Genomic DNA, 15,507 nt, shown 5'->3' with positions numbered 1-15,507 from the left:
AGAATGAGTAGACAGAGTGTCGTGGTCATGAACGAGTCTAGTCATGTAGAGATGTAACTACAAAGAATTTGTTCTTTCAGAATGCTACGGTCACAGGCTGACCGGAGCTTTGTCACCTGGATTCAGGTGGCTGCTCCTGGCGGGACAGGCTGTAAACATAGGCAGCCAGAATGTGAACGCGGTCATTGCCTTGCAGTGCTTGCTGAGCAGGCATCTGGCCCTGGCGGCCATCGCGAATGGTCTGCTGCAACTGCGCGAAGCTGGAACCGTAGATAAACGCGTTGGGATGCGTCAGGTCCGGCGCGCCGAGAATCGGCATTCCCTTGCCTTCTGGCCCGTGACAGGCAACGCAGAGTGTCGCGAAGGTCTTCTGGCCTGCGACCGGGTCAGCTTTGGCACCTTCGGGCAACTGCCGGGCGTCCAGTTGGGTCAGCACGTAGGCCGACACATCACGCACACCCTGTTCGCCCAGCACTTCGCCCAGGGCGGGCATCACGCCCATGCGCCCGGCCATGATCGACGTCTTGATCGCCTGAGCGTCGCCGCCCCAGCGCCAGTCGGCATCGGTCAGATTGGGAAAGCCGTAGGCGCCTTTCGCGTCAGAGCCGTGGCAGACCGAGCAGTTGGAGGCAAATAGGCGAGCACCGATTTTCAGTGCCTGCGGGTCTTTGGCTACCTCCTCGACGGGCATGGCGGCGTATTTGGCGAACAGCGGGCCATAGCGGGCCTCGGCAACGGCTACTTCCCGTTCCCATTCGTGGACACTGCTCCAGCCTTGCTGGCCGTCGGAGAATTGCACTTTGCTATCCTTGTCCCGATAGTCGTAACCGGGCAGCAAACCCTTCCAGTTGCCCAAGCCTGGGTACAGGACTAGATAACCCAGCGCAAAAACGATGGTCGCTATGAATAGATAGAACCACCATCTGGGTAGTGGGTTGTCGTACTCCTCAATGCCGTCGAACGCATGGCCGACGGTCTCATCTGTCGGTTCGTCGGGCTGACCTTTGCGCGTGGACAGCAGCAGCCAGAGCATGGCGATGATTGTGCCCAGCGTCAGGACCGCGACGTACAGGCTCCAGAACGTACTCATGGTTGGTCTTCCCGTTCAGCCCTGGCGCGCTCGACCCTGCCTATGGCCTCGGGGTCATCCGCGAAAGGCAACAGGGTCGCATCGTCGAAGTGCGCCTTGCGGGCAGGGCTGAACACCCACAGCATCAGGCCGATGAACGCGACCATCACGACCAGTGTGCCAAGGCCTCGAATCATTCCGATGTCCATAATGTTCACCGTTTGCTCTTGATGAGCGTGCCGAGGCCTTGCAGATAGGCCACCAGCGCGTCCATTTCGGTCTTGCCCTGCACGGCGGCGGCCGCACCGGTGATGTCCGCGTCGGTGTACGGGGTGCCAAGGGTACGCAGCACTTGCAGCTTTTTTGCCGTCTGCGTGCTGTCGATCTTTTTCTCGGCCAGAAACGGATAGGCGGGCATGATCGACGTTGGGACCACGTCCCGAGGGTTATTCAGGTGCACACGGTGCCACTCATCCGAGTAGCGACCGCCGATCCTGGCCAGGTCCGGCCCGGTGCGTTTGGAACCCCATAGAAACGGATGGTCCCAGACGCTTTCGCCCGCCACCGAGTAATGCCCGTAGCGTTCGGTTTCGGCGCGTAATGGCCGGATCATCTGTGAGTGGCAGCCTACGCAACCATTGGCGATGAATACATCGCGGCCTTCTACCTGCAGCGCGCTGCGTGGTTTCATGCCTTCGATCGGTTGATTGGTCACATCCTGAAAAAACAGCGGGACGATCTGCGTCAGCCCGCCGATGCTCACGGCAATAACCATAAAGAACGCCAGCAGGCCGATGTTTTTTTCGAGCACATCATGTTTCATCAATGCGCTCCCACGACGGCAATGCGCGCAGCTGCCTCGGCCGCCTGCGGGTCAGAGGCTCGCACTGTACGTATCACGTTGTAGGCCATCAACAGCATGCCGCTGGTGAAGATGGCACCGCCGATGGCGCGCACGATGTAGCCGGAGTGACTGGCCTGCATGGTCTCGATGAAGGAATAGGTCAGCGTGCCGTCGTCGTTCACTGCACGCCACATCAGGCCCTGGGTGATGCCATTGACCCACATCGAGGTGATGTACAGCACAGTACCGACGGTCGCGAGCCAGAAATGCGTGTTGATCAGGCCGACACTGTGCATGTGCGGACGGGCGTAGAGTTTCGGGATCATGTGATAAACCGACCCGATGGTAATCATCGCCACCCAGCCCAATGCCCCGGCATGTACGTGGCCGATGGTCCAGTCTGTGTAGTGCGACAGCGAGTTGACGGTCTTGATTGCCATCATCGGGCCTTCAAAGGTCGACATGCCATAGAACGCCAGCGAGACCACGAGAAAGCGCAGTATCGAATCGGTCCGCAACTTATGCCATGCACCCGACAGCGTCATCATGCCGTTGATCATCCCGCCCCAGCTGGGTACCAGCAGAATGATCGACATGACCATACCCAGCGACTGTGCCCAGTCTGGCAGGGCGGTGTAGTGCAGATGGTGCGGGCCGGCCCAGATATACAGGGTGATCAATGCCCAGAAATGCACGATGGACAAACGATAGGAGTACACCGGGCGCTCGGCCTGTTTGGGCACGAAGTGATACATCATGCCGAGAAAGCCGGTGGTCAGGAAAAAACCTACGGCATTGTGCCCGTACCACCACTGGATCATGGCGTCGGTCGCTCCGGCGTAGGCCGAATAGGACTTGAACAGGCTGACCGGCAGCGAGATGTGGTTGACGATGTGCAGCATGCCGGTCACCACGATGAATGCGCCGTAAAACCAGTTGGCGACATAGATATGCCGGGTCCGGCGTTTGACGATGGTGCCGAAAAATACCGCAGCGTAGGCGGCCCAGACGATCGCCAGCAGAATGGCCACCGGCCATTCAAGTTCGGCATATTCCTTGGTAGTGGTGTAGCCCATCGGCAGCGTCACGATGGCGCCGACAATCACGGCTTGCCAGCCCCAGAAGGTAAACGCCGCCAGGCCATCGGAAACAAGCCGCGTCTGGCAGGTGCGCTGCACCACGTAATAAGAGGTGGCGAACAGCGCGCAGCCACCGAACGCAAAGATCACCAGGTTGGTGTGCAACGGCCGCAGGCGTCCGAAGGTGGTCCATTCAAGTTCCAGGTTCAGTCCCGGCCAGACCAGCTGCGAAGCGATGAACACTCCCAGGCTCATGCCGATCACGCCCCAGACCACGGTCATGATGGCAAACTGGCGCACCACCGTGTAGTTGTAGGTCGTCGGACTGGTTGTTGTGTTCATTACAGACTTCCACGATTCAGATGTTGACCGCAGACGTAATCGGGCTCGGGCGATGCATCGCTGGAAATGGCATCGAGGCACACGAAAAGGCAGGGGCAGGAACAGACAGGCACATTAGCGAGCGTCAAATGGTTGCAGCAGACGTGTGTCGACGAGTTTAGCTTTGAAAGAAGGGTGTGGGAAGCCGCAGCGCGGAGCGGATAATCTGCGTTGTATTGTCAGCGAGTATTCCGCACCCCGTTGCAGGGTGCGGAGTTCACGCATCGCCGCTGGATTGGAGCAAAGCGGTGGCGACCCCTCGCGTACAGACGAGTTGATCAGGACTCGCGCAAAGACTGTCACGCATGTTCAATCGGCGGTTGCATCTGTCATAGCCCAGCAAACTGGCCTGAGCAGGCATATGACTCTGGCGACCGACTCAGCGGTTCTGTTGCAATTGTGCGAGGCCAGTACCGTCAATGAAACCGCCCGGCGGTGTCAGGTTTGGGGCGCTCATCGCCTTGGTACTTTTACCTTGTGCACCTTGGCAGATTAACCGGGCGGACCTGAATGGTGGCTGTCCGGCAGGGCGTCCCTGTCGATGCGTCCACGCGCTCTGCGCTTGCGCGATTCACGCAGGCTTCGCGGTTATAGTAGCGGGCTACTCTGAGACTCATCTGAACGAGGCAAGCATGAGCAAAGGCCCACAGCCCGGCATCGGCAAGGATCAATGGCTGCAACTGATCAACGAAAAAGGCTGGTTATGGACGCCCACCCTGCGGGCAGACGCGCACGAGGCGCCCACCTTGCTGCTGGCACATGGCGCAGGCGCACCGATGGACAGCGATTTCATGAGCCACATGGCCACCGATATTGCGGCGCAAGGCGTCAGCGTCCTGCGCTTCGAGTTTCCTTACATGGCCCTGCGGCGTCACGGCGGCAGCAAGCGTCCGCCCAATCCGCAGGCGCAATTGCTGGAATGCTGGCGAGAGGTCTATGCCTTGGTCAGGCCTTTTGTGGCTGGGCGACTGGCTGTTGGCGGCAAGTCGATGGGCGGGCGAATGGCCAGCCTGATTGCCGATGAGATCGAGGCGGATGCGCTGGTTTGCCTGGGGTATCCGTTCTATGCCGTGGGCAAGCCGGAGAAACCGCGCGTGGCCCATCTGGCTGAATTGAAGACACCTGCTCTGATCGTTCAGGGCGAGCGCGATGCGTTGGGTAATCGCGAAGCAGTGGAGGGTTATGCGTTGTCCAGCGCTATTCAACTGCACTGGTTGCCGACCGCCAATCACGACCTCAAACCATTGAAAGTCTCAGGTATCAGCCATGAACAATGCCTGGTCGAGTCGGCGCAAGTGATTGCCCGCTTTCTGCGCACCTGATTTATCGGCAATGTACGTCGAAAAAGCCGTTGGTCACTTCGAAATTAATCGATGACATGCTGAAACTGAAGCGTCCGCGCAGGCGCAGAGTATAGGGATTGGCTTCCAACAGGCTCAGGGTGCCGTTTTGAAAGTGTGCCGAATGATAGAGGGTGTTCTGCCGGTGCTGCGTCTCGCTGTAAATCACTTTGATCTGGGCATGGCCTGGCAGATTGTGATCACCGGGTTTCAGGTCGTTGTCCAGAAACAGCCCGATAGTCGTTCGTTTTGTGCCCACCTTGCCGTCGACGATCAGCTTCCATACCCACTGATCGGGTGCCTGTTCCAGCTCAGCCCGCAGGGTCAATTGGCCCGCCAGGGCAAGCACCTTGAACGGTCGCTTATTGACGCAGGCCTGAAAGCTGCCTTCACACGACGCGGGACGAACAAAGCGTTTGGCTGGGGATGTGGTGTGGTGCATGGCCTGACTCTGTAGAACGTATGAATAGAAGCAGGGCGTTGCCCTCTCAGGTAACGCCCTGTTTGATGATTACAGGTTCATCAGTTTTCGATCATCTGATGCCAACGCCAAGACTGGAGTTGTGGCTCTTCAACTTGAAGTTTCCGCCAGAGACCATGTTCTTCACGTAGTACCAGTTCCAGCCCCCGATGCCGGCGCTTGAAACAGTGGACGACCAATAATTACCGTTGCCCATCGGCCAGCGATTGCCGTACAGATTATAGATCTCCACCAGTTCGTGAATGGTCGGAATCCTTGCGCCATTGTTGCCTGCGTTTTTGCTGATCTGAGAAAAGCTCCCGCTGCCCAGGCCGATGCAATGGATGACGCCGACGACGGTAATCAGGTAGCTTTTACTCGCGCCCGAAGCATCGGTCGCCGTAATGGTGGTCGTGCCGTTGCCTCGAACCGAGGCCAGCCCGTTGCTGTCCACTTTCGCGACCAGCGGGTTGCTCGAGGTGTACTGATAGGGCGCCTGTCCGCCACTGGCCTGACGCTGAAGGGTGGTGTCGGCCGGGAAGTTCGGCAACAGTTCCGGCAAGCCTGGGAGCAGATACACCTTGCCGGCCAGCGTAACCGGCGAAGTGTCCAGCACCAGCTCGGGCTGCCCCATCAGAATCTGCAAGGCCAGTATGTCGGATACCTGTACCAGACCATTGACGCGATTGACCACATAAGAAACCGCCACCGTCTGCCCGGCGTTTGCCGTTACCAGCGCCGCAGCAAACACTACCTCCAGCGTCTTGCCCGCGTCCGCGCCGGTCAGCGTCTTTTCCCGTGTGTCATTGCCGTTGGGCCCTTGCCATTGCACGATCACCTGATCGCCGGCTTTCAGGTTGGCGGTGGCGTCGATCACCACGGTTGCCCCGGATGGGGCGTTAGCCGGGTCTAGCGTGTTGCCGGCGGCTTCTTTTATGGTTGGGGTGGGCAGGGGCGTCGCTTGCGCGAGTTGCAGCTTCACATCCACCGCCTCCGAGGCCATGGACAGATTCCCTGCCAGATCTGTAATCGTGTAGTAAACCGGTGCCTCAATGTCGCCGATCAACTCCAGAAACGGCCTGGCGAAGTCGACCATTGTTCGTTTAAGACCCACGTCATCACTGCTCACCACCGCCATCGGACCGGGCAGATCATTCCAGTAGGTGCGGACAACATCGCCCTCCTGCATGCCGTTGTAGCTGGCAATCGTCCCTGAAAGCACGTTACCCATGGTTTGCAGTTCTTCTGAGATCAGACCGTTCTGTACCTGCGTGGGAAAAATGATGGGGGCCAGCAGCGGATCGCCAGGCGGGGTTAGGTCTACGATTACAACTGTCTCGGCAGAAAACTCGACGACCATATTGATCGGGTTTTCGACCGCGTAAGCCACAGAGTGACGGCCTTCGGTCAACAGCTCGGATGGAATGTGCAGCATGAGGTCGTCACCTGGCATCTGCGAAAGCAGGATCTCTTTCTTGAGACCAATAAGCACTCCATCGAAGTACAGCTGATAGGTATAGCCGGGGCGCGCGCCTTGCCAGACGTTCAACAGCACTTCGAGGGGCGTGTTCAAACTGTCGATGGGTAATAGCCCATCGTTCAAGGCGGCTGCGATGACTGGCGCAGTCAGCACGGGTTCTTTTTTTTCAGTCGCAAGGTTATACATGGGTGTTCCTTATAAGTTTAAAAGTTGCGGGCTTTGTGAGCCCGCAACGGTTTAGCGACTCAGACAGGTAAAGTCGGTAGGTTTAAGCATATGCACGATGACGCGAGTGACCGTGGAGTTTGCCGGACTTTGATTGCTGCCTTCGACAGGGTCGACGGTATAACTCGCCTCCGCAAACCCTGTGCAAATAAACAGTGTGTTGATCTGAGGGACCTTGAATACATGCCCTTGCACAACATCCACTTCATCCAGCTTACGAGTCGTCACATAAGTAGCGGCTTCGATGGGATTATTGAAGTCGTCAAAACCCTTGAACGTGAAGGTGATCTTCTGGCCCTCGGCAATATTGACATAAGGTGAAACTTTTACATCGGCACCGTCCGGATTTTCATTGGGGCCCAGCACTCCGTTGGACGTGAGATTGAAAGTGGGCCCGGTCAATCCGTTTTCGCCACCGGGTTGCTCTTCCCGAGACCGTACTGTTACAGGCTGAGTCGGACTCGTCATACTGTTTGGGTTTCCTGTACGCGTGACTGTGAAATACACGGGAATGGCTTCGCCGGTGCCTTGCAACTTCATCAGCTCGTTATCAATCGGAATAATCAAGTCTCTTGCCGCTGCAACGTCGCTAGACCGTATTTGATACCACTGCGTTTTTACCTGATTGCCCCAGTACAGGTTCAGATCGTCATTGATTTCGAACCCCGTATTCCAGGCCACCACCCCTCTGCCGTTCAACTCGTAATCGTCTTCATCGATAAAGTTGTCCTGAGTGTTCGGGTTTTGTACGCTCGTCCCTTGTACCGTCAAATTGTTCAAGGGGGTGGGGAAGGGAAGTGTTGTAAAAACGTCTATATGAGTGTCCAGCGATGTGCCCGTCAGTTCGCCGTTGCGAAACACTTCATAATGAACCGCTGTGTCGCCTTGCGGACCTTGGGCAATGGCCTCAAATGGCAGTTTCAACGTGAGTATGACGGCTTCATCTTCGTCGCCAGGCGCGACGAATACAGGGGTCAAGGGATTACTGGTGCCCCAGAATAGCTGGATGCTATCAAGCGCCGCTGCGCCCGGGTAATGGGGGATGTCGACAAGTACTCCCGCTTGAGCTTCCAGATAATCAACCAGATCGCCTACCGCTTGATCAATGACAGGTGCCGGATAATCAGAAGGCAAGTCTTTCAGCCTTAATTTCACCGCTACAGTGTTCGAGAGGATTGAAGGGTTGCCCGCACGGTCGATGACCTGGTAACAAACCTGCTTTTCTTCCTCCCCCAACGTTTGCAGAAACGCTCGTGTAAAAGTGACCGAGACCTTGTCCAGCCCCATGTCGGTTTCGTTGACGACAGCAGTGGGGCCTACGATATCTCCCCACCTGGTCAGAATGCGGTCATGCTTGGCCATACCGGTGTAGCCGGCAATCTGTACATCAATTTGGCCACCCAGTTGATCGAGCTCGGCGGCAGTCAGACCGTTCTGGATCTCGGCTGGGAACTGTATGGCAGCAAGCTCCGGAGCGCCTGGCGCTGTCCGGTCGATCTGAATCCGGAAAATTTCCGATTTCTGTTCTGCCTGATTGATCGGATTGACAACGACGTACGCGACATCGTGGAAACCTTCCAGCAATAGTTCGGCCGGGATCTCCAGGTGCAGGGGGTCTCCTGGTGCATGTGAGGGCAGAATCAGTTTTCGGGGACCGGTCGCGATACTGTTGAACAGCAGTTGATAGGTGTAACCAGGAAGTGCGGCTGGCCATACAACGAGATCGACCGTCAACGTTTGGGATGCGTCAGCGACCGGTATGAGCCCTGGCGTATCCTGATCATGAAATGCGACTGCAATATCGGGTGCAGTCAATACAAGATTCAAGTTTCGATGCCTGTTTCCGGAAACTGAAACAGGTGTTGGGAGATAGTTGTTTGAGCAATTTTTCATGTGTAGATGCCTTGTCATTAAAATTTTGTAGGGGATTTCCTACTTTTTCGAACGTGTTTCTGAATGAGGTTTTTTGGCTGGTACTTGGCGAAAGAGCTAATGATGTTCTCAGTCACAATTGGACGTAATAGGGTTTTAGTGGGTTGGTCAAGTGGTTACGTGGGAATTATTTAATTGGTTTGCGAATTTTTTGCTTGGCGTCCATTTGGATGCTCGCTGTAAGAAAGTTCTTATATTATTTTGGGAATGCTCCTACGTTTTGGGTATTGAGCAGGGCCAGAGTTTATGAATTAAGTGAGCTATCTTTCCACTCTCAAAAAAACGAGGAGATGGACGGTGTCTAGTAGAAAAAGTAATGTCGTTAAGTCGCGGGGTGGCGCGTTTCAACTTGCCGTGATTGCCTTTGGTGCTCTAGCTAATGTGCAGGCGTCGGCAGCGGCATCGAGCGATAATAATGGTCTGTCTTTAGACACTGAAGCAGTCACCGGATTGTGGCCGGATGAAGAGTTGCCAGATGAAACCGTTAGACGGGCTGAAATCATTACCGTAGGTCCTGATACTCCCTTCGATTCTTATCATATTGGTGATCAAAGTATTCTTAATATTGTCGGTGGGCGAGCAGACCAGGTGGTCGTGAGAGACGCTACGGTCAATATTCAGTCCGGCGTGGTTGAGAGCGGTATCAGCCTTTCCGATGCGCTGGGTAATCTCTCCAACGCTACCGTGAAAAACGCGACAGATAGCGGCATCGTTCTTCATGGAGTGATCGGCTCTATCAACCCTGGCTCCACGGTATCGGCTCATTCAAGCGATGTATCGGGATCGGGCTACGGTATTTCAGTCGGGTTGTGGGGGGCGCTGAGTATTTTCAATACCGATGTGCGCGGGTTTGCGTCGCAAAGCAAAAGTGGCCAGGGGATTTTTGTTTCTGGCGCCAATGTGCTGATCGCCGACAACAGTCATGTGACAGGCGACATGAATGGAATCCATCTGGTAGATGGATCCCAAGCCGGAATACTGGTCGGAAACAAGTCCGTTGCTGTGATTGACCGATCGATAGTCCAGGGTTTGGCCGGGGCCGCTATCAAAGTAAACCAACGCGCTACGTTCGACATCGAGGCCGACATTGCTGTGCAAAACCATTCCGAGCTATGGGCCGGAAATGGCAACCTGCTGGAGGTGGAAGATCACAGCACTGTCAACTTCAACGTCGACAACAGCACCCTCAATGGCAACCTTGTCGCCGATGACACCAGCACCCTGAACATCACGCTGCAAAACGGCGCGCAATTGAACGGCGACATCGTCAATGGCAACCGTCTGGCGATTACCTCGGGCAGTCACTGGCAGATGCAGGGCGACAATGCCGTCAGGTCGCTTTCCCTGCACGGGGGGAGGGTTTCGTTCGCTGATGAAGGGTTCCATACACTTTCGCTGAATGAGTTGTCAGGGGGCGGCACGTTTGGTTTGCGCGTGGATCTGGACAACGGTGTCGGAGATCTCATCGACGTCAACGGCCAGGCCAGTGGTCAGTTCGGGTTGCGGGTGCGCAACACGGGGGTGGAGGTTGTCTCTGCTGACATGGCACCGCTCAAGGTGGTGCATACCGAAGGTGGTGACGCGCAATTCAGCCTGCTGGGCGGGCGTGTCGACCTCGGCGCCTATTCGTATCTGCTGGAGCAACAGGGCAATGACTGGTTCATCGTCGGTAAAGACAAGGTCATAAGCCCCTCGACCCAGAGCGCGCTTGCGCTTTATAGCGCGGCACCTGCCATCTGGATGAGTGAGCTGTCTACCCTGCGTTCGCGCATGGGCGAGGTTCGCGCGAGCGGCAGGGCGGGCGGCTGGATGCGTGCCTATGGCAACAGGCTTAATGCCACGACCAGTGATGGTGTCGACTATCGGCAGAAGCAAAGTGGCCTGTCGCTGGGTGCCGATGCGCCCGTCGAGGTCAGCAATGGCCAACTGGTGGTCGGTGTGCTGGGAGGGTACAGCACGTCCGGTATCGATTTGAGCCGTGGTACTACGGGAAAAGTCGACAGCTACTATGCAGGTGCCTATGCCACTTGGCTGTCGGACGACGGCTACTACGTTGATGGGGTGCTCAAACTCAACCGCTTTCGCAACAAGGCAGATGTTGCCATGAGCGATGCAAGCAAGGCCAAGGGTGACTACACCAACAACGGGGTAGGGGGCTGGGTAGAGTTCGGCCGCCACATCAAGCTGGCGGACGATTACTTCCTTGAGCCCTTCGCTCAGTTGTCCAGTGTCGTCGTTCAGGGACAGGAGCTGCGTCTGGATAATGGCATGAAGGCGAAAAACGACCACACCCAGTCGGTACTGGGCAAGGTCGGCACCTCGCTGGGCCGCAGTGTTGCGCTCAAGGATGGCGGAGTGCTGCAGCCTTATGTGCGTGTCGCCATTGCGCAGGAGTTTTCGCGCCATAACGAGGTGAAAGTCAACGACGTGACGTTCGATAACAGCCTGTTCGGTTCGCGCGGCGAACTGGGCGCCGGGGTATCGGTGTCGCTGTCCGAGCGTATGAAACTGCATGCAGACTTCGATTACATGAAAGGTCGGCATATCGAGCAACCCTGGGGTGCGAATGTGGGGCTACGCCTGGCATTCTGATTCTTAAGGCCAGTGCCTGAGCAACACCAAAGCCCCCGGTGAGTGATCACCGGGGGCTTTTCAGTTATTGATCGGTAAACCTGCGTTTGCGTTGCCTCTGTCGGGACGTGACAGGCACTGCGTAGTTGACGTTCACCCGCAACACCGGCGATGTGCCGATCAGGCGATGATCGCGATAAAGCTCGTAATACAGGTCAACCAGACCGTACTGAACATAGGGCGTGAAGTTGTAGGAAATACACAGCACACGTACCACGCTGTTTTCGCCTACCCGATGGAAAAGCGTTGTCGATGACAGGTTTTTCCCCCAATAGAAATGGATTTCGTCACCCCAGCACATTTTGACTGACCCGGGGATATGAATGGTAATGCCCGCATGTGCCTGCTCGTGACTGATGGAATCAGGATCGATGTCAGGCAGCACAGGTGCTTTCAGCGTACTGGAAATATCGGACGGAAGATGGAGGGGGCTCGCCTGTCGGTAGAGGCTCTCGTGGAGTGGGGCTTCTTGAACAGCACTCGCGCTTTTGGGGTTGTTTTTTTCTTTTTGGGTGCGCGCCGCTACATCCGTGGATTGTTCTTTATCCATCGTAAACTCTTTTATTGACATTAAGTTGAGTTGTTATGTATATGCCGGCAGTTGTCGGCAGCGGAAATATTACAAGGCACATAAGTGTTCAGGTCAAGTGTCTGCCCATTTCAAAGCCATGCATGGGTTGTGTATGGTTGTGCAGTTACATTTTGTAGCATGTGCGTACTAAATTATTGATCATTAGTGTCAAGGATGCTGTAAATAAAGGGTAAAGCTGGATGCAGGTATTTTTCTTGAACTTTTTCTGCGTGAAATACCTGTAGGACGTTAACTACAGATAAATCTTACAAAAGGTAAAAAACTGCGTTTTGTCTAGATTCCCACTCATGCATAGGAATATTCACTCAACTTTATCATTAGGGTCTCGCACGTATCAGCGTGCGAAACCGTCAAGGTTGTAGGCAAGAAATGTAGGCTGCTGTGCTTAAAGCTGCATTGACAGCGTCACGGAGTGCGAGAGCAGTGACGCATTGTCCGCGCAGTCGATGACCTTATAGTTGATCGTGACATGGTCGCTGGCAGGAACCTCTGACTGAAAGCTATCTATAGGGCTTGCTGCTGGAACACGGGTGTGGAAAATTGATAGTACTCGCTGAAATTCTGCAGGTTGTCTCTCCAATTAAAAAGGCAGGCGCCACATGGCGCAGAGCTGAAGTTTTTACTCAAGTGATAAACGATAGTTACGGGGGTAATAAATAACTACCGCACCACTTGAATTTCAACTCATCGGAGTATGAGTGCGCTGTCAACTGTAAAAAGTGCTAAGTTGCTGTCGTCGAAGGTGTTAAAGAAATATCCTACGCAGTCTTCAGATCGCTTCCCGGATTCTGTCAGATTTATATTTAAAGCTAACCGCGCATAACACTGGCACCCCATAAAAAAGCCCCGACCAACCGAAGTTTGTCGAGGCGTTGAAAACAGTCTCAAGTCTCAGCGATTAAACCGCTCCACCAGCGAATACTGCGAGTTTGCCGTATCGGTCAGTTCACCACTCAACACTGCCGAGCGATGGGCTTCGTCCGATGTCTGGTCAGCAAGGCTGGCGATGGTGGCGATATTGCGGTTGATCTCCTCGGCGACGGCGCTTTGCTCTTCAGTGGCAGTGGCGATCTGGGTGGTCATGTCAGTGATGTTGGCGACGGCCTCGCTGATGCCCACCAGTGCCTAGTCCGCTTCCAGCACCCGGGCCACGCCTTCTTCTGCCTGACGGCGACCGGCGTCCATGGTTTGTACCGCGTCGTTGGCGGTCTGCTGCAGTTTGGCGATCAGACCATGGATCTGCCCGGTGGACTCGGCGGTGCGTTGCGCCAACTGGCGTACTTCATCCGCCACGACCGCAAAGCCGCGGCCCATCTCGCCGGCGCGCGCCGCTTCGATCGCGGCGTTTAGGGCCAGCAGGTTGGTCTGGTCGGCGATGCCTTTGATCACATCGACCACGCCGCCGATTTCATCGCTGTCCTTGGCCAGTCGGGTCACGGTCAGGCCGGTTTCGCCCACCGAGGTGGACAGGCGCTGAATGGCTTCGCGGGTTTCACCGGCGATATCGCGGCCGCGACGCGTCAGTTCATTGGCCTGCTGGGTGGCATCGGCGGCGCGGTTTACGTGGCTGGCGACTTCCTGAGTGGTGGCGGCCATCTGGTTGATCGCGGCGGCGACCTGCTCGGTTTCCACACGCTGGCGCTCCAGCCCGGTCGAACTGGCATTGGCCAGCGAGTTGGACTGACGAGCCTGACTGGTCAAGTGTTCGGCGGTGTCCTGCAAACGCGTAAGACAAGTCTTCAGACGTGCTTCCTGGCTGAGGATCGACATTTCCAGGCGCGCTTGTGGGCCACGGCTGTCGGTATACATCTGTGCGATGAGTGGGTCAGAGGTCGTCTGCTCGGCCAGGCGCAACAAACGTTTGGTGCCGCGCTGCTGCCAGGACAACCCCAGCAGGCCCAGTGGCACTGAAAGCGCCGCCGCCAGGGCAAAGCCCCACTGCGAGTTGAGCCATACGCCGATCAGGAAACTCAGTTGACTGACCAGAATGAATGGCAGCCAGTCCTGAAGTATCGGCAGCCACTTGTCGCGGCCCGGTATCGCGCTCTTGCCCTTGTTGATCCGGGCATAAAGCGCCTCGGCACGACGGATCTGTTCGGCGGTCGGTTTGATGCGTACCGACTCGAAACCCACCACCTTGCGGTTTTCCAGCATCGGCGTCACGTAGGCGTTGACCCAGTAATGATCGCCGTTCTTGCAGCGATTCTTGACGATGCCCATCCACGGCTGCCCGGTTTTGAGAGTGGTCCACATGTGCTCGAAAACCGCAGGTGGCACGTCCGGGTGACGCACGGTGTTGTGCGCTGCACCGAGCAGTTCCGCCTCGCTGTAACCACTGATGTCGACGAAGGCATCGTTGCAATACGTGATCGTACCGCGGGTGTCGGTGGTGGAGATCAGTCGCTGCTCGGCAGGAAAAGTCCGCTCATGTTGAGTGATAGGCTGGTTGTTGCGCATTGGGTTTCGATCCTTCGATCCGGAAGACTATGGCGTGTTATCGGCCGGCGTGTCGATAAATTGAGCGGTGCGTCACAAATGACCGGGCAGTCAGCATTACCGGCTTAGCATGGGATAGGTGAAAAGCCCGAAGTGCACCAGATTCAGACCGAAGTGACTGATGATCGCCGCTTGCAGGCCACCAAAACGAAACGCGATGCCGTAACCCACACCTGCCATGCTCGCCAACACTATCCACTCCCAGCCGGCGCCTGTGTGAGCGAGCCCGAACAGGCTTGCAGCGAGGGTGATCGACAGTGCGCTCGCAAACCTAGAGCCCTTGAACAGGCGCTGCAGACCGCCTTGCAGATATGCGCGAAAAAACAGTTCTTCGGTCAGGGTCACCAGCAACAGGTTGTTGAGCAGCCATATCAGGCCTTGATCAGGCCATTTGGGTGCCCAGCCTACAACGTTGAGAATGACGGCTGCTGTCATGCAGAACGCTGACGTCACGATCAGCGCCAGAACGCCGGTTTGCAGCGAATGGGTCATGTCGACCCTGGGCATGATCCACGGGCAGGCCAATATCAGCCAGAAGCCGATCAGAGGCTTGTCCAGATAAAGCGACATGGAAAAAACCTGGGCATCGGCCGTGAATCGGGTGGCCTCGATGACTTGCGCGCTACTGAAGCCGGGTGCCAGATGAAAAGCCAACGCGAGGCCCGTCACAATAAACAGCGCGTGACCAAAAAGGCGGATGTATTGATGGGAGGGCAACGCCACGCATAACCAGGCGACGAGCAACAGGCCGAAACTTGCGGCCGCAGAAGGGGCAAGGCTGCCATAGGACAGTGCAAGCGCGTAGCCAGCACTCAGAAGAAAGAGAACCAGCCAGTGCCTCGTACTCATGAGATACATCCTGCTTCAAGAAGCGCAGGATTCTATCCGACGTCCCGCGATGCCGGTTTGAGCTTATACAAATTTTCATGCACGAGCCTGACCCCTAAGCGGGGGTAGGCTGCGTGTCAGGCAATGCGT

General features: G+C 56.2%; 13 protein-coding genes. 2 read left to right on the top strand and 11 right to left on the bottom strand.

What is annotated here, in order from left to right; translation table 11 throughout:
* Positions 1-112: 112 nt before the first annotated feature.
* From ccoP to ccoN, 4 genes are read right to left on the bottom strand one after another with little or no spacing between them, the layout of a single operon-like run.
* Complete coding sequence (ccoP, locus tag LJU29_RS17790; RefSeq protein ID WP_057453697.1) at positions 113-1,090, bottom strand: cytochrome-c oxidase, cbb3-type subunit III; 978 nt, start codon at positions 1,088-1,090, stop codon at positions 113-115.
* A complete protein-coding gene (locus tag LJU29_RS17785; RefSeq protein WP_002554248.1) occupies positions 1,087-1,278 on the bottom strand; it encodes a CcoQ/FixQ family Cbb3-type cytochrome c oxidase assembly chaperone in 192 nt (63 codons plus the stop codon). The genes ccoP and LJU29_RS17785 overlap by 4 nt, the downstream gene beginning before the upstream one ends.
* A gap of 5 nt (positions 1,279-1,283) precedes the next feature.
* The gene (gene ccoO / locus LJU29_RS17780) at positions 1,284-1,892 is read right to left on the bottom strand and encodes a cytochrome-c oxidase, cbb3-type subunit II (RefSeq protein WP_005754699.1); all 609 of its coding nucleotides are present in this window, start codon (positions 1,890-1,892) and stop codon (positions 1,284-1,286) included.
* Positions 1,892-3,334, bottom strand: a complete 1,443-nt coding sequence (gene ccoN / locus LJU29_RS17775) for a cytochrome-c oxidase, cbb3-type subunit I (RefSeq protein WP_057422786.1) — start codon at positions 3,332-3,334, stop codon at positions 1,892-1,894. The genes ccoO and ccoN overlap by 1 nt, the downstream gene beginning before the upstream one ends.
* A 671-nt stretch (positions 3,335-4,005) precedes the next feature.
* Between ccoN and LJU29_RS17770 the strand changes: the two genes are divergently transcribed.
* The gene (locus LJU29_RS17770) at positions 4,006-4,695 is read left to right on the top strand and encodes an alpha/beta family hydrolase (protein ID WP_005744602.1); all 690 of its coding nucleotides are present in this window, start codon (positions 4,006-4,008) and stop codon (positions 4,693-4,695) included.
* A 1-nt stretch (position 4,696) separates the two neighbouring features.
* Here the strand turns inward: LJU29_RS17770 and LJU29_RS17765 are convergent, their stop codons facing one another.
* The 3 genes from LJU29_RS17765 to LJU29_RS17755 form a co-directional block, all read right to left on the bottom strand.
* Entirely contained in the window at positions 4,697-5,155 is a 459-nt protein-coding gene (locus LJU29_RS17765) for a hypothetical protein (RefSeq protein ID WP_057422784.1), read from the bottom strand.
* 91 nt (positions 5,156-5,246) lie between these two features.
* The gene (locus tag LJU29_RS17760; protein ID WP_257111006.1) at positions 5,247-6,839 is read right to left on the bottom strand and encodes an immunoglobulin-like domain-containing protein; all 1,593 of its coding nucleotides are present in this window, start codon (positions 6,837-6,839) and stop codon (positions 5,247-5,249) included.
* A 51-nt stretch (positions 6,840-6,890) separates the two neighbouring features.
* Positions 6,891-8,771 (bottom strand): hypothetical protein, encoded by a 1,881-nt coding sequence (locus tag LJU29_RS17755; RefSeq protein WP_257111005.1) that lies wholly within the window; start codon positions 8,769-8,771, stop codon positions 6,891-6,893.
* 765 nt (positions 8,772-9,536) lie between these two features.
* Between LJU29_RS17755 and LJU29_RS17750 the strand changes: the two genes are divergently transcribed.
* A complete protein-coding gene (locus LJU29_RS17750) occupies positions 9,537-11,402 on the top strand; it encodes an autotransporter outer membrane beta-barrel domain-containing protein (protein ID WP_257112779.1) in 1,866 nt (621 codons plus the stop codon).
* Between the two features lie 64 nt (positions 11,403-11,466).
* Here the strand turns inward: LJU29_RS17750 and LJU29_RS17745 are convergent, their stop codons facing one another.
* The 4 genes from LJU29_RS17745 to LJU29_RS17735 all read right to left on the bottom strand — a co-directional run bounded on the left by LJU29_RS17745 (position 11,467) and on the right by LJU29_RS17735 (position 15,378).
* Positions 11,467-11,991 carry a hypothetical protein gene (locus LJU29_RS17745; RefSeq protein WP_257111004.1) on the bottom strand — a complete coding sequence of 175 codons (525 nt, stop codon included), beginning with the start codon at positions 11,989-11,991 and terminating at the stop codon, positions 11,467-11,469.
* Between the two features lie 933 nt (positions 11,992-12,924).
* Entirely contained in the window at positions 12,925-13,152 is a 228-nt protein-coding gene (locus LJU29_RS29700; RefSeq protein ID WP_371321893.1) for a hypothetical protein, read from the bottom strand.
* 6 nt (positions 13,153-13,158) lie between these two features.
* The gene (locus LJU29_RS17740) at positions 13,159-14,490 is read right to left on the bottom strand and encodes a methyl-accepting chemotaxis protein (RefSeq protein WP_371321892.1); all 1,332 of its coding nucleotides are present in this window, start codon (positions 14,488-14,490) and stop codon (positions 13,159-13,161) included.
* Positions 14,491-14,586: 96 nt separating this feature from the next.
* Positions 14,587-15,378 carry a CPBP family intramembrane glutamic endopeptidase gene (locus LJU29_RS17735; protein ID WP_057423534.1) on the bottom strand — a complete coding sequence of 264 codons (792 nt, stop codon included), beginning with the start codon at positions 15,376-15,378 and terminating at the stop codon, positions 14,587-14,589.
* Positions 15,379-15,507 lie beyond the last annotated feature (129 nt).

Origin of the sequence: Pseudomonas ficuserectae (assembly GCF_024584585.1) — a bacterium.
Classification (GTDB): domain Bacteria; phylum Pseudomonadota; class Gammaproteobacteria; order Pseudomonadales; family Pseudomonadaceae; genus Aquipseudomonas; species Aquipseudomonas amygdali.
Note: the sequence above shows the minus strand (reverse complement) of the source record. Positions and strands in the feature narration are given on the sequence as shown.

Excerpts from the sequence above, each read along its gene's own strand:
- ccoP (WP_057453697.1), bottom strand. The coding sequence starts at position 1,090 with ATGAGTACGTTCTGGAGCCTGTACGTCGCGGTCCTGACGCTGGGCACA.
- LJU29_RS17785 (WP_002554248.1), bottom strand. The coding sequence starts at position 1,278 with ATGGACATCGGAATGATTCGAGGCCTTGGCACACTGGTCGTGATGGTC.
- ccoO (WP_005754699.1), bottom strand. The coding sequence starts at position 1,892 with ATGAAACATGATGTGCTCGAAAAAAACATCGGCCTGCTGGCGTTCTTT.
- ccoN (WP_057422786.1), bottom strand. The coding sequence starts at position 3,334 with ATGAACACAACAACCAGTCCGACGACCTACAACTACACGGTGGTGCGC.
- LJU29_RS17770 (WP_005744602.1), top strand. The coding sequence starts at position 4,006 with ATGAGCAAAGGCCCACAGCCCGGCATCGGCAAGGATCAATGGCTGCAA.
- LJU29_RS17765 (WP_057422784.1), bottom strand. The coding sequence starts at position 5,155 with ATGCACCACACCACATCCCCAGCCAAACGCTTTGTTCGTCCCGCGTCG.
- LJU29_RS17760 (WP_257111006.1), bottom strand. The coding sequence starts at position 6,839 with ATGTATAACCTTGCGACTGAAAAAAAAGAACCCGTGCTGACTGCGCCA.
- LJU29_RS17755 (WP_257111005.1), bottom strand. The coding sequence starts at position 8,771 with ATGAAAAATTGCTCAAACAACTATCTCCCAACACCTGTTTCAGTTTCC.
- LJU29_RS17745 (WP_257111004.1), bottom strand. The coding sequence starts at position 11,991 with ATGGATAAAGAACAATCCACGGATGTAGCGGCGCGCACCCAAAAAGAA.
- LJU29_RS17740 (WP_371321892.1), bottom strand. The coding sequence starts at position 14,490 with ATGCGCAACAACCAGCCTATCACTCAACATGAGCGGACTTTTCCTGCC.
- LJU29_RS17735 (WP_057423534.1), bottom strand. The coding sequence starts at position 15,378 with ATGAGTACGAGGCACTGGCTGGTTCTCTTTCTTCTGAGTGCTGGCTAC.